The organism is Brevibacillus sp. SIMBA_040 (assembly GCF_046535075.1).
Classification (GTDB): Bacteria; Bacillota; Bacilli; order Brevibacillales; family Brevibacillaceae; genus Brevibacillus.
Map to the genome: position 1 here is coordinate 115,964 of NZ_JAWRXI010000016.1, position 13,939 is coordinate 129,902.

A 13,939-nucleotide genomic window follows, 5' to 3' on the forward strand; every position below is an offset into this window, starting at 1 on the left:
GTGTAGCAAGGATCAACGATCATGAGGTTCCACCCGCGTTTATTGCTTGCGGAAATGTGGAAAAGTAGAAAAGAAGAAAAGAAGTTTGATCTAAAGAAGGAAATTGACGAATTTTGACGAACTAAATAATCTCACGTGCGATTCTCCTTAAAAAGGTGGATAGACATGACTGGTCCCACTTCAGATGAATTTGTAAATCAAGTGCGTGCCGCTGTCGACATCATAGACGTTGTAGGAGAGTACGTTCAACTGAGAAAAAGCGGTCGTGCCTTTGTTGGGCTTTGTCCGTTTCACTCTGAAAAGAGCCCTTCCTTCAACGTAAATGCAGAGCGACAGTTTTTTCATTGCTTTGGCTGTGGGGCAGGTGGGGATATCTTTTCCTTTTTAATGAAGCTGGAGCAGTTGTCTTTTCCCGAAGCACTTCATAAGTTGGCGGATCGTGCCGGGATTGCAGTGCCCCAGACACAGCAAGAAGAAGATACTCCGGAAAAGCGCGCGAAGCAAGCCATGCATGAAGCACATCAGCTTGTTTCCAAGCTATACCACTACGTACTGACAAAAACCCCCTACGGTGTAGAAGCAATGAAGTATCTCACCAAGCGCGGGATGTCAGAGCAGACCCTCGTGGAGTATCAAATTGGGTTCGCCCCAGATTCTTGGGATTTCGTTACGCAGTTTTTGAAAAAACGGCGGTTTTCTCAGGAATTGATGGTGGAGGCAGGACTCTTGGCCAAAAGCGATGCGGGAAAAGTATTTGACCGTTTTCGTGGTCGTGTCATGTTTCCTATTCATGATTCGCAAGGGAATGTCATCGGATTTGGCGGACGATTATTAGGCGGGACGCAGCCCAAATCACAACCGAAGTATCTCAACAGCCCGGAAAGCCTCCTGTTTAACAAGAGCGCAACCCTTTTCAATCTGCATCGTGCCCGCCCATACATAAGAAAAAGAAAGCAGGCATTGCTGTTTGAAGGGTATGTCGATGTGATTTCGGCATGGCAGGCAGGCTTCACACAAGGGATTGCAACTTTGGGAACGGCTTTGACTGAGCAGCAGGCGCGAATGATACGACGAAACGTCGATTCGATTGTTCTCTGCTACGACGGAGACGCTGCCGGTCAAGAAGCAACGAGTAAGGCTATACATGTTTTGCAGCAAGCGGGGTTGATTGTACGGGTCGCTCCATTGCCACAAGGCTCTGACCCGGATGATTATATTCGCCAGCATGGGGCTGAAGCGTTTTCGCAGCAAGTATTGTTGCAAGCGATGCCGGTTACAGCATTTCGTTTGAAACAATTGCGAAGCCAGTACGTAATAAAAGATGAGACAGATAAAACACGCTTGATCGCAAAAGCGGTAGAAATCATCAACGAACTGGACAGCCCGGTGGAACGGGATTTGTATCAAAGGCAATTGGCAGAAGAATATTCACTGACTCTCGGCGATCTCAAATGGGAGTCAAAGCGTGTATACAATCAGCAAAAAAGTGAACGCCAAAGGGATAAAGTAGCGCCAGCATGGAATAATAGTATAAATAATGGCAAAGTTACGCTCGCAAAATCATTGCCGCCCGCTTACCATACGGCTGAGCGCATGCTGCTTTACTACATGATGCGTGATGAAGAAATTGCTCTGCGCGTCCAAAAAGAATGCAGCGCCCACTTCCAAGTGGACGAACATGATGCGCTGGCTGCCTACCTGTACGCCTACTACGCAGAGGGAAACCCGGAAGACCCTGGAAAGTTTATACATTTTGTGCAAGACGATTCATTAAAGCAATTAGCCTCGGGATTGGCCATGATGGAGTGCAGGGAAGACGTATCTGAGTTAGAGATCGGTGACTACATCAAACAAGTGAATAACTACCCGAAGCGTGCCGAGTTGGAACGATTGCGCGAAGAGCAGCGGAGCTTACACCTCCAAGCGGCCGCAGTGGACAGCGAGGATGCGCGCAAACAACTGGAAATTCAAGCAGCCGTAACAGGGATGAAGATTCTTGAATTGGAAAATGCTTTAAAAGAAGGGTAGCTTCAGATCATTCCCGGGGAAGGAGGGATAGTAGATGAATAAGCAAAATATCACTTCTGACATGGAAGCAATGTCCATCGAACAAGTGAAGGAACAGTTGGTCGAATTAGGCAAGAAACGCGGCGTATTGTCGTATAAGGAAATTACTGATCGCCTCGCAGGCTTCGAACAGGATTCAGATCAAATGGATGAGTTTTTTGAATACCTGGGTGATCAAGGCATTGAGATAAACAACAATGAAAACGATGACGACGACGATGAGGTCGATCAAATGGTCATCAAGGACGACGACAACGAGGAATTCGACTTTGACGATCTCTCCGTTCCGCCTGGAATTAAGATCAATGACCCTGTAAGAATGTATTTAAAGGAAATCGGACGTGTTCCTCTGCTCTCCGCTGAAGAGGAGATTAAACTTGCTCAGCGCATTGAACAGGGCGACGAAGAAGCAAAACGACGTCTTGCAGAAGCAAACCTCCGATTGGTGGTATCGATTGCCAAGCGTTATGTCGGTCGCGGCATGCTGTTCCTTGACTTGATCCAGGAAGGAAATATGGGTCTGATTAAAGCGGTAGAAAAATTTGACTATCGCAAAGGCTACAAGTTCAGTACGTATGCTACATGGTGGATTCGCCAAGCAATTACTCGTGCGATTGCTGACCAGGCACGTACGATCCGGATTCCGGTGCATATGGTAGAAACCATCAACAAACTGATACGCGTATCACGTCAGCTGCTTCAAGAGCTCGGTCGTGAGCCGATGCCGGAAGAAATTGCTGAAAAAATGGATTTGACTCCGGAAAAAGTACGCGAAATCATGAAAATCGCTCAAGAGCCAGTATCGTTGGAGACACCAATCGGGGAAGAAGACGATTCCCACTTGGGGGATTTTATCGAGGACCAGGATGCTCTGGAACCATCAGATGCAGCGGCTTATGAGCTGTTAAAAGAACAATTGGAAGACGTTCTGGATACGTTGACAGATCGTGAAGAAAACGTACTGCGTTTACGTTTTGGTCTTGATGACGGGCGCACGCGCACGTTGGAAGAAGTGGGGAAAGTATTTGGCGTGACCCGTGAACGGATTCGTCAAATCGAGGCAAAGGCCCTTCGCAAGCTTCGTCATCCAAGCAGAAGCAAGCGCTTAAAAGATTTCTTGGAATAACCGATATAAGTAGTATGTGGCCTACGTTAGCCGACGTAGGCTTTTCTTTTTGAGATCCGACGATCGTTGTCGATAGTAAGGAGGGGCCGCGTTGGACGACCAGCGCAAACGAACCATCATAGCCGAAATTGAAAACTGGCGACGAAATCACTTGCTGCCTGAACATTACTGCATTTTCCTGTTAAATCTGTATACTGAAGGTGATCGTCCGCAAACTCCAGCAACCGCAGGCAAGGGAGAAAGAAGAGGAGCAAGAACGGATGCTGCAGTAGGAACAGGTACTGGCTCAGGTAAGGGCGGAGTATCGTCAGCCGCTTACGCCTACGAAACGAGACCTATTTCTCCTGTCACAGGGAAAATGGTGTTAGCATGGCTCCTCGGTGCATTTGTGATTGCCGGATTGATCTTGCTTGCTTTTCATTTTAACCGTTTTCAAACCCCAATGCAAATTACCATCTTTGCCTGCTTTGCTCTTGTTTTCTATATTCTGGGATTTGCTTGTCGTAGGTCAGCACCTCCTTTGACTCATTTGTTTCTGGGTCTTTCGTTCCTGATATTGATTGCAGGCGGTATTTATTGCATAAAGCAGCTTAGTGGTTCGCTGCCCTTGATTCTCGTTTATCTAGGGGTCATTTGTATTTTGCTGAGTATGAGTGCCTTTTTGTTTGGATTTACGTACTTGCTGTATTGTGGCATGTTTGGATTAGCTATTTTGTATGGAGTAGCGACGGTTCACCGCGTAGGCGAGGATTATTCCTGGTGGAAGTCTGAGCTGTATTGGGTTCCGCTGGCATGCCTTTTGACGGGGATGGGGTTCTTGATGAACAGTGCAAATCCAAAATGGGCAGGTGTTTTTGCCGTTTGTGGCTTGGCAGCATTTTTTGGTGCAGAGATTCAGTCTCTCTACATCCCGGAAGCCAAACGCGACATCATCCAGCTATTACTGTTTATCAAAGTCTTCATTGCATCTGCTTTCTTTTTCTTCACACGAGGCTATTGGTACTCATGGCTGCGCCTATAAAAGAGACGGTACGTGGATTCGTTCGTTTTCCTTGCCCCTGTGGTTTGGTACAATGATAACAGAGAGAAATGTGGGGGGATTGGATGAATAGCAATAGTAAGGTTTTGATCGGAATTTTGCTCGCGGTAGTCTTTCTTGGCGCAGAAACGGCCATGCAGCTTATGGGTGTAAACACGTACTATATCGGATACATATTGGGAGCCGTGTCCTTTTTGGGAGCGGTTTTGCTGGGAGCACGCCGACGCTAGGCGTGTTTTTTCTATAGCATGAACAACGAAGGCTCAAGGTTAACTACCACGATAAGTAAAGTTTTTCGAAAAGAAAACAGACAGAATAGTAAAACGTGGTGTATAATGGTAAGAGAATTCTGAACAAACGCTCAGTCATAATTGTGTGAATCTTGGTAAATCTACACTAAAGCGTTTTCAAGGGGGCTTTAATTATGAACTTCGATTTGACTTCCGAACAACAAATGCTTAAGAAAATGATGCGGGAATTTGCCGATGAAGTAGTAGCTCCAGGAGCAGATGAACGTGATCGTACTAAACAATTTCCTGTCGAAATATTCAAGCAGATGGCGGAATTGAATTTGATGGGGCTTCCTTTTTCCGAGGAGTACGGTGGAGCCGGTGCAGATTCGACCAGCTTTGCGATCGTGGTAGAAGAGCTGAGTCGTGCATGTGGTTCTACAGGGATCACCTACTCCGCGCATATTTCCTTGGGAGGCGCGCCTTTATCTTTGTTTGGCACCGAAGAGCAGAAACATAAATACTTGAGCAAAATTTGTTCGGGTGAAAGCTTCGGTGCATTCGGATTAACGGAACCAAACGCAGGCTCTGATGCTGGCGGAACCAGAACAAATGCTGTTTTGAAAGGTCAAGAATGGGTAATCAATGGCTCCAAATGCTTTATTACGAATGCTTCGCATGCATCGTTTTTGGCATTGACAGCGGTTACAGATAAAGAAAAAGGCTCTCGCGGTATTACTGCATTTATCGTACCTACAGATGCCCCTGGCTTTACCGTTGTGGATAATTATGAAAAGCTGGGTCTGCACAGCTCTAACACGACCGAGCTCATTTTGGAAAATGTACAGGTTCCCGAAGAAAATATGCTCGGGAAAGAAGGGGAAGGCTTCAAGCAATTCCTGATTACGCTCGATGGTGGACGAATCGGTATTGGTGCGATGGCAGTAGGGATTGCTCAGGCTGCTCATGACAAAGCACTGCAGTATGCCAAACAGCGTACGGCATTTGGCAATTCATTGAGCCATTTCCAGGCGATTCAACACAAGCTGGCCGACATGGCGATGCAAATTGAGCTTGCGCGAAATATGGTTTACAAAGCAGCGTGGTTAAAAGACAATGGAAGAAAGTTCACCAAGGAAGCTGCGATGGCAAAGCTGTATGCTTCTGAAGTAGCCATGTCCGCTACACATCAAGCCATCCAGATCCATGGAGGCTACGGTTACATGCGCGAATATCAAGTGGAACGCTTTTTCCGGGATGCACGCCTCTTGGAAATCGGAGAAGGTACATCAGAAATTTTGCGTAATGTAATAGCTCGTGAGATAGGTTGCTAATCAATGATAGGAAGAGTCCCCGCAGGTGAAAACGGCGGGGATTTTTGTCGTTCTTTGCTGCTATGCTGTCATGTATTTAGCATTTCGCAATTGCTGGATTATAGGGTAAAATAGAGGGACGGAAGGTGAAGATACAGATGACATCAGTAACAATCTCGAAGCGGCTGCAGACAATTGCCCGTTATTGCCCAGAAGGAGCACGTGTCGCCGACATTGGGTCGGACCATGCACTGCTCGCTTCTTATTTACTTATAAAAGGGATTGCCTCCCACGTTATTGCAGGGGAGCTGAACGAGGGTCCCTATCAAGCGGCTCTCAAACAAATACATACACTTCAGGAAAAACACCGTGCTTCTGTTCGAAAGGGAAACGGTCTCGCAGTGCTTCAACCGGGAGAAGTCGATGTGATTTGCATCGCTGGTATGGGTGGAGGGCTCATCTCCTCTATATTGGAGGCGGGTGCAGACAAGCTGGCAGGCGTAAAACGGCTCATTTTGCAACCAAACGTAGGCGAAGAGCTCGTTCGCCGCTGGTTCATGGAGAATGGCTGGCAGCTACTTGCAGAGACGATTTTGGAGGAAGACGGGATTATTTATGAAATCCTCGTGGCTGAGCGTGGTGGAGTAACACTTCCTTATGAACAGAAAGACCGCTCGCTGGAGGAACTTTTGCGGATTGGTCCGTTTCTCTGGGAGGAAAAATCCCCGGTTCTACAGCAAAAATGGCTGAACGAACTGGAAAAGTGGGACAAGGTGCTTCTCCAGCTACAGAAGTCTGACAAGCCGGAAGCTGCTGAGCGAATCAAGCAGATTCAGGCGGAAGTAAAATGGATTGATGAGGTGATTGCATGCTTGCACACGGACAAACAGTAATTCAATATGTAGAGCGTCTTGCGCCTAAATCCTTGGCGATGGAGGGGGACAAGATCGGTCTTCATGTAGGGACCCTGCAAAAAAAGATAAAAAAAGTCATGGTGGCACTGGATGTGCTTGAATCTGTAGTCGATGAAGCGATTGCAGAAGGAGTAGATTTGATTGTTGCCCATCATGCCGTTATCTTTCGTCCGCTCAAGCATATTCGTACTGATATGGCAGCAGGACGCGTGTATGAAAAGCTGATCAAGCATGATATCGCTGTTTATACGTCACATACCAATCTGGACATTGCCGTAGGCGGGATGAATGATTGGCTGGCAGAAGCAATCGGTTTGACGCAGGTGGATGTATTGGATGTTCTGCAGCGAGAAGCTTGGAAAAAGCTTGTCGTCTTCGTTCCAGCTACACATCAAGAAGCGGTTTTTTCAGCGATGAGTGATTCAGGAGCGGGCCATGTGGGTAATTATAGTCATTGCTCGTTTCAAATAGAGGGAACAGGAACCTTTGTGCCAGGGGACGGAACCAATCCATACATAGGTGCACAGGGGAAACTGGAAAAAGTAGAAGAGGTTCGCATAGAAATGGTCGTACCTGCTTCCAGGCAATCTGCGGTAATCAAGGCGATGCTGGCTGCTCACCCGTATGAAGAAGTGGCCTATGACATCATTCCACTGGAGCAGTCAGGAGCCACATATGGGCTTGGACGAATCGGTATCTTGCCTGAGCCGATGACTCTTCGCCAAATGGCTGAGATGGTTAAGGAGCGCTTTTCGTTAAAAGGTGTGCGTGTGGTCGGTGACCTGGATAGGGCTGTGAAAAAGGTAGCTGTGGTTGGTGGTGATGGCAGCTCCTATGCATCTAAAGCGATTTTTAAAGGAGCCGACGTATTTTTAACAGGTGATATTGGCTACCATGTCGCTCACGACGCTCAGGCTGAGGGCTTATCCATCATTGATGCCGGTCACAACATAGAGAAGATCATGAAAGAAAAGCTGGCATCCTATTTACAGCAGCAATTAAAAGAAAATGGTTATGAAACGGAAGTTATCGCATCGCGGCTGCACACTGATCCGTTCCAATTTGTGTAAAAAGGCAGAAGAGACCAGCTGCCAGTTGAAGTGTAGGAGGATTTCAATGTGCAAAAACTAATTCGAACGCTTACCTGTGGTCTACTCGTTGCCACTTTGGTGACCCCCGGCTTTGCCTCAGCAGCTGGGGGCTTTATGCCTTACGGAGATATTAGCAAGCACCATGCGAGAGATTCGATTATTCGTAGTGTGCAGGCAGGCCTGTTTGCTGCCGGTCCAAAGGTCCCATTGTTCTACCCGAAACGTGATATGACGAGAGCGGAGTTCTTGGCTTTGATTGATCGTCTTTATTACGGTGGTCAGTATCAGCTTTACCCGCTTACTTTTTTATCTGAGCATGCGGAATGGACGAGCGGTGAAGGTTTTGATCAACCGTATCTTCCTTATAAAGACGTCGATCGCCTGACTTGGATGTACAATCCGACTCTACGGATTTCTTATGTTTTGGATAGATTGTATGGACCGAATGCAATCCAGCAGGTGTTTCCGGGGGAGCAAATGAACCCGAACCAGCCTATCACGCAAGAAGAAGCTGCGAAAATCTTACAAATGTTCGTGATGTCTAGTGACGGAAAGCATGCGTGGGAGGATATACGCGAATGGGGCTGGCTGGAAGGTGAAAAAACCGACCGCTTGAAACGTGGCGAAGCAGCCGTGGCCGCTGATCGCTTGATGACCTATCTGGTTCAGGATACGATCATGCCATTGCTCGACTATGATGGTCAAAAGTTTCCGATGGTTCCGGAGATTCTGGAGGTATTCCCTCTTTTCTCAACCTACACAAATCCGAAATCGATAGATGAGGAGAAGTATGTCAATGCGGTAGAGGCGATACGTAATCATGAGGACACGGATGCTACCTTTGAAGATCTGCGAGAACTTGCGAGCAATTCGTTTGGAAATAAGATTGGTACTCATTTTTATTTAAGCTGGGACCCTAGCACAACATTAGATTTGAATTTGGAAGAAGCGTATAAAGCAATCGATGCTTACTTCGAGAACAAAATCATTTTGCCTGACACACTTCAACTCTTGGGCGCCAATGTATATGATATTGCACTGCAACTCGGAGGCAAGGATCAGCGTCAGTATCAGAAAGCGCTCGAACAATTGCGCGGATACGAAAAGAAGGTAAAGCAGGATTCAAAAGAATGGGAAGCATTGGGAATTTATATTGCTGCGCTGGAAGTAAAGGCGGGACAAATCGATGCTGCGCTTGACCAGTACCGTTTGTTTAACTCTGCTCACCCCGAGGCTTTGATCAATACTACGTACTATTTGATTCAGCAGGGACGACTGCAAGAGGCTGAAAAAATGGTGGCAAGCCAAAAGCCAAAAGCATCTGATAGCAGAATGACCCAGCTTACCCGCTTGCTAAAGCAAGATATTGCCTCATTGAAGCAGCAATCCGAAATTGCAACAGATTTAGCTTTTACCTTGAGACGTCTGGATAATTCCGATTCGTATCAGGTAAAGAGTGAAGCCGTGCTGAGTGGCTTTACTTTCAAATATACGCAGGATATCGATCAGCGAAATAACACCAGCAGAGTCTCTGGCTTTTATCAGTCGCCACAGAAGCTCGTATCTGACAAACTCGAGACTTATACGGATGGAAAAGAACAGATTCAATATTCGTATGATTCCGATCGTGATTCGTGGGACAAGTATAAAACGAATTCGCTGGATTTCCTGCATGAGTGGATTGCCAAGCAAAGTGCAAAGGATCGTTTGAATAACCTGCAGGCGCGCTATTACAAGCAAACCTTCGGGAACTACGACATTATTACGGAGTGGATTCCAGGCCCCGTGCTGGAGGAAAAAGCGAAGCAAGTCTCGACTGGACGTGGAAAAATCAAGAGCGTTCCGCTATACATGAACAAATATTATATTGATCGCGATACCGATCAGCTTCTCCAGCATGTGTGGCGTTACGAGGAAATTTACGACAGCGACGAATACGTGGCTTACTCAGGTACAGACAAGTTTGACTACCAGCATGCTGTAAAAGTTTCCATTCCAGAAGAGGTTCGGAAAGGAGTGACTCCATGAAGCGCATAACTCATTGGTTACTCTCCGCATTTTTATTATTCATTGCGGTACCTGTACAAGCGGCAAGCAATCCATATGCAGAAACCGAAGAAGTTTTTTGGCATATCATGGAGAGCCATTTGAGCAAGCCCGCAGCAGGTCAGCTGGTAAAGGGTGCTCTTGAGTCAGTCAGCAAGCAGGCTGAACAAGAGAAGAAGCTAAACCTGACTGTATCGCCAGAGGATGATACGTTGCCGGAAATGGAACAGCGACTCCTCGAGTGGCAGAAAAAAGGTGGCTTTGATGCAGCTACTGTTGGGATATGGGCGATTGATGGCATGCTATCGACGCTAGATGACCCACACAGCATCTTTTTTACCGCTGATGAACTTCGCTTGTTTCAATCTGATGTCGAGAATCAATTCGTCGGGTTTGGATTTCGCCTCCGTCTCCAAAACGACGCGTTGATCATTCGCGAAATCGTACCGAATTCTCCAGCAGCTGCATCTGTTTTGAAGCGTGGAGACCAGTTACTCAAAGTAGATCAGCATTCACTCGTAGGAAAAAGCTTTGAGGAAGCGTACGCCTATTTAAAGGGCAACGAAGGAAGCGAAGCCGCGATTACTGTGTATCGTCCATCCGAGTCACGCGAATTCGTGGTGAAGCTGAAACGAGCAATGATGACTCTTCCTGAGGCAGAAGGCCAGCTTTTTGCAAAAGGGGGAGTCGGGTATATCAAGCTGGAAACCTTTGGTTCAGAAGGGGCGCTCCAATTTAGAGACAAACTGGAGGAGTTTAAGCGCTCTGGCAAGCTGATGAATGGTTTGATCGTAGACCTGCGCGATAACGGCGGGGGCTATCTGTCCACAGCTCGCGACATTGCTAGTTTGTTCATGGAGGATGGACTCTTGATGTATACCACTAATCGTAACGGCGTCGAGGTAGAGACGTGGGTGCGAAACGGACGGGATATTGGGGTTCCGGTCCTCATCCTGGTGAATGGCGGCACGGCATCTGCTTCTGAACTGCTGTCAGGTGCCTTGCGTGATCATGGTATCGCGAAGCTGGTTGGTACCAAGACGTACGGAAAAGGCAGTGCGCAGCAAGTGATTCCTCTGTCAGAAGGGGATGCTCTCAAGCTAACACTGAATGAATATTTTACTCCGAAGCACACTGTAGTAAATCATATTGGCCTTACGCCAGACATGGTCGTGGAGGATTATGCGGCTCAAGTTGTCGAAGCGCTGCATGCTCTTCAGGTACCAACATGGGAATTAAGTGACGAAGACGGGGACACCGTAATTAATGGCATTCCATTCCCAACAGTCGATCCGTTGTTTAAGCAGACCGAGGGTGGCTTGCAAATACGTGCGCAAGTATTGGCTCACCTTTTAGGTGACATGACGATAACGGAGAAGGATTATATTGCGCTGGCACCTTATTTGGAAAAGCATAGAACGTTAAAGCTCACGAGTACAAATGGCGTTCGTACACTGAGCTACAGCAAGCCATAGTAGGTGAAAGCCCCTTTTGCAAGTTGGTTGCAGGAGGGGCTTTTCTATTTGGGTGCATATCTGTCCTGCAACTATCGAACACTAACAGGTACTATGACCATGACGGACGAAGGATGGCAGACGTATGAAAAAGGTAATTCTTTTCCTGATCGACTCCATGATGCCAGACGTGCTGGAGCGATGTATTGCTGCGAAGAAAGCCCCCGGCTTGCAGTTTTTGATGGAACGAAGTCAGTACATCCCGGATTGTGTGACTGTTTTTCCGACGATGACCGCGTCGATTGACTGTTCATTGATTACCGGTGTATATCCTGATGTGCACAAGATTCCAGGTCTTGTTTGGTATGACACGGAGACAAAACAAATGATTAACTATATTAATGGAGCGATCCCAGTCCAGAAAATGGGGATTACGAGCTGTGCGAGCAATGTGCTTTTTGATTTGAATGAACGACATCTGAGCAAAAATGTAAAAACGATCCACGAGGTACTGGAAGAAAATAACCTCGTCTCTGGTTCTATTAACGTAATCGCTCACCGTGGACATAAAAAGCATAAGGTACATATGCCCCCTATGCTTGATGCAATCACCTCTTTTCAATTACGGGAAAAAGTCAGTGGTCCCACGCTAATGAGCTTGGGGACTTTGGTTCACCCACAGCTGTTTCGCTCTGTCACGTGGGATATGTCACAAACCGTACTGAAAGGATATGGGATCAATGATGCTTATGCCATTGATCTGTTGATAGAAGTGATTCGCAGCGGCAAGCAGCCTCATTTTACGCTGGTGTACTTGCCTGAAAATGACCATAAGCTACACAAAACACCGCAGGATGCCGTTTCGCATTTGGCGGATGTAGACAGGGAGCTGGTCCGTTTTTTAGACAGCTTCTCGTCTTGGGAACAAATGCTGGAGAGAAATGTGTGCATCCTGATCAGTGACCATGGGCAAACCGTCATTGGTGAAGGAGAAGAGCATAATATCTCCTTGAATCATTTGCTTTCCGGATTTTCGATTCACGCACTCGGCAAAGCGGTTACACCAGATGTGGATGTGGTCATTTGCAATAATGAACGAATGTCGTACTTGTACGCAAAAGATGCAAATACGCTGCACAAGATTGTAGAAGCGGTGACTGTGGATGAACGAATTGACTTGATTGCGTGGAGAGAAAACGAAAAAGTTATCGTGCGCCGGGGTGGATCGACGGAGTCGCTGCACTTTTGGCGCGATGGAATATACCCAGATGCATATGGTGCGTCATGGGGAATAGAGGGAGACGTATCTGTGCTAGATGTGCATTTCGATGGGGAGCAGCTTCATTTTGATACGTATCCAGATGCGTTTTCCCGCTTGTATGGAGCTTTGTTTTCGCAAAGTGGCGATGTAGTCGTGATTACTGCAGCAAAAGGCTATGAAATTTTATCGGAGAGTGCTCCCACTCATCTAGGTGGAGGCAGTCATGGATCTTTGCACAAACAGGATTCCCTCATCCCGTTGCTGATTGCAGGAGCAGCACACCAGTTTAATCTGCCGGCAAGGCTTATTGATGTCAAAGACTTTATTCTCCGTGAGCTGGGGATTGCAGCAGTTCCAGATCAGCGATAACGGGTACGTGATCAGACCAAGGGGCATTGGATAGAGAATAGCTACGGACACGCCAATGGGAAGACGCAAAAATATAGTCGAGCCGGCGGCGAAAGGCGGGAAGGGTAGGCCTTCGCTCTTTGCCTTTGATTGTGGCACAATCGACCAGGAGAGACGCGAATGATACAAAGGGAGCATTGAAGTCTCCAAGTAGCAAGAGGGGAATGGAGGATTGCTCCTGAGCCAGTGCAGTCAAAAGATTCAACTGCGCCGTACGGCTCGCCTGGTTAAGACTGCAATGTGTAACCCAAACAGCAATCTCTTTTTCCTGCCAAGCAAGTGTGCTTTGAAGCAAGGTTCGTTTCTCTTTTTTTGTTGGTAGGTACAGGCTTGTTGTGTTTATACAAGGGAGTCTGGTTAACAATGCATTCCCGTATTGACCGTCACTTATCGGGATGGAGGGGGAAAAGGCTAGTTGATAGCCTAATTGATCTGCTAAAAAACTCGCTTGGTACCCGTATTTGCTGTTTTGATGGACTTCTTGCAATCCGATTACATCTGGCGCCAGGTTTTTTAATGTATCTGCCATTTGCTGCAATCTCTTTCTCCACCACAAATCTCGTCCACTATGGATGTTGTAGGTTACGATTCTTATCATCGCTTTGTTTTCCTTTTTATCTGGAATCATAATGATTGCTTCTATAGTTAGTATGGTCTGTTTTTCCAGTTGTTCAATCACTTTTGGTTGTGCTATATTTCTAAGTCCCGGTGCATGCGCTCTGTTACATGAAAAAAGATATATGCGTAACTTATTTATGATTTCCTGTTGTAATTATTTTTAGTCTGTGCTATATTAAAAAACGTCGCCTCTGCTAGGAGCGACTGCAAATGGAAAGAAAATGTTCCTTGAAAACCGGATAGAAACAATCTGTGAAATTAAGCTTGTGTTTAACTTGAAGTCAGATTCATTTCCACTTTATTGGAGAGTTTGATCCTGGCTCAGGACGAACGCTGGCGGCGTGCCTAATACATGCAAGTCGAGCGAGTCTC

At 46.8% G+C, this 13,939-nt stretch carries 11 protein-coding genes and 1 rRNA gene; 11 read left to right on the forward strand and 1 reads right to left on the reverse strand.

Annotated features, from left to right (window positions below; all coding sequences use genetic code 11):
• Nucleotides 1-165: 165 nt before the first annotated feature.
• From dnaG to SB752_RS23965, 10 genes are all read left to right on the forward strand, one after another.
• Nucleotides 166-2,028 (forward strand): DNA primase, encoded by a 1,863-nt coding sequence (dnaG, locus tag SB752_RS23920; RefSeq protein ID WP_410718026.1) that lies wholly within the window; start codon nt 166-168, stop codon nt 2,026-2,028.
• 34 nt (nt 2,029-2,062) lie between these two features.
• On the forward strand, nt 2,063-3,193 hold the full coding sequence (gene rpoD / locus SB752_RS23925) for an RNA polymerase sigma factor RpoD (RefSeq protein WP_103109129.1): 1,131 nt from the start codon (nt 2,063-2,065) through the stop codon (nt 3,191-3,193).
• Between the two features lie 91 nt (nt 3,194-3,284).
• Entirely contained in the window at nt 3,285-4,214 is a 930-nt protein-coding gene (locus SB752_RS23930; RefSeq protein WP_410718027.1) for a hypothetical protein, read from the forward strand.
• A gap of 83 nt (nt 4,215-4,297) precedes the next feature.
• Nucleotides 4,298-4,462, forward strand: a complete 165-nt coding sequence (locus SB752_RS23935; RefSeq protein WP_410718028.1) for a hypothetical protein — start codon at nt 4,298-4,300, stop codon at nt 4,460-4,462.
• Nucleotides 4,463-4,656: 194 nt separating this feature from the next.
• On the forward strand, nt 4,657-5,796 hold the full coding sequence (locus SB752_RS23940; protein ID WP_410718029.1) for an acyl-CoA dehydrogenase: 1,140 nt from the start codon (nt 4,657-4,659) through the stop codon (nt 5,794-5,796).
• Nucleotides 5,797-5,933: 137 nt separating this feature from the next.
• Nucleotides 5,934-6,668 (forward strand): tRNA (adenine(22)-N(1))-methyltransferase, encoded by a 735-nt coding sequence (locus SB752_RS23945; RefSeq protein WP_410718030.1) that lies wholly within the window; start codon nt 5,934-5,936, stop codon nt 6,666-6,668.
• Nucleotides 6,644-7,759, forward strand: a complete 1,116-nt coding sequence (locus SB752_RS23950) for a Nif3-like dinuclear metal center hexameric protein (protein ID WP_410718031.1) — start codon at nt 6,644-6,646, stop codon at nt 7,757-7,759. Before SB752_RS23945 ends, SB752_RS23950 begins: the two co-directional genes overlap by 25 nt.
• 48 nt (nt 7,760-7,807) lie before the next feature.
• Nucleotides 7,808-9,808, forward strand: a complete 2,001-nt coding sequence (locus SB752_RS23955) for a tetratricopeptide repeat protein (protein WP_410718032.1) — start codon at nt 7,808-7,810, stop codon at nt 9,806-9,808.
• A complete protein-coding gene (locus tag SB752_RS23960) occupies nt 9,805-11,301 on the forward strand; it encodes a S41 family peptidase (RefSeq protein WP_410718033.1) in 1,497 nt (498 codons plus the stop codon). Before SB752_RS23955 ends, SB752_RS23960 begins: the two co-directional genes overlap by 4 nt.
• Before the next feature lie 124 nt (nt 11,302-11,425).
• Nucleotides 11,426-12,910 carry an alkaline phosphatase family protein gene (locus tag SB752_RS23965; RefSeq protein WP_410718034.1) on the forward strand — a complete coding sequence of 495 codons (1,485 nt, stop codon included), beginning with the start codon at nt 11,426-11,428 and terminating at the stop codon, nt 12,908-12,910.
• On the opposite strand, the gene SB752_RS23970 is transcribed toward SB752_RS23965, so the two are convergent.
• On the reverse strand, nt 12,864-13,577 hold the full coding sequence (locus SB752_RS23970; protein WP_410718035.1) for an endonuclease/exonuclease/phosphatase family protein: 714 nt from the start codon (nt 13,575-13,577) through the stop codon (nt 12,864-12,866). The two genes, SB752_RS23965 and SB752_RS23970, sit on opposite strands and share 47 nt — an antisense overlap.
• Before the next feature lie 288 nt (nt 13,578-13,865).
• Here SB752_RS23970 and SB752_RS23975 point away from each other — a divergent pair.
• Nucleotides 13,866-13,939, forward strand: a 16S ribosomal RNA gene (locus SB752_RS23975); the annotation flags it as partial.

Excerpts from the sequence above, each read along its gene's own strand:
- SB752_RS23935 (WP_410718028.1), top strand. The coding sequence starts at position 4,298 with ATGAATAGCAATAGTAAGGTTTTGATCGGAATTTTGCTCGCGGTAGTC.
- SB752_RS23960 (WP_410718033.1), top strand. The coding sequence starts at position 9,805 with ATGAAGCGCATAACTCATTGGTTACTCTCCGCATTTTTATTATTCATT.
- SB752_RS23965 (WP_410718034.1), top strand. The coding sequence starts at position 11,426 with ATGAAAAAGGTAATTCTTTTCCTGATCGACTCCATGATGCCAGACGTG.
- rpoD (WP_103109129.1), top strand. The coding sequence starts at position 2,063 with ATGAATAAGCAAAATATCACTTCTGACATGGAAGCAATGTCCATCGAA.
- SB752_RS23940 (WP_410718029.1), top strand. The coding sequence starts at position 4,657 with ATGAACTTCGATTTGACTTCCGAACAACAAATGCTTAAGAAAATGATG.
- SB752_RS23945 (WP_410718030.1), top strand. The coding sequence starts at position 5,934 with ATGACATCAGTAACAATCTCGAAGCGGCTGCAGACAATTGCCCGTTAT.
- SB752_RS23950 (WP_410718031.1), top strand. The coding sequence starts at position 6,644 with ATGCTTGCACACGGACAAACAGTAATTCAATATGTAGAGCGTCTTGCG.
- dnaG (WP_410718026.1), top strand. The coding sequence starts at position 166 with ATGACTGGTCCCACTTCAGATGAATTTGTAAATCAAGTGCGTGCCGCT.
- SB752_RS23970 (WP_410718035.1), bottom strand. The coding sequence starts at position 13,577 with ATGATTCCAGATAAAAAGGAAAACAAAGCGATGATAAGAATCGTAACC.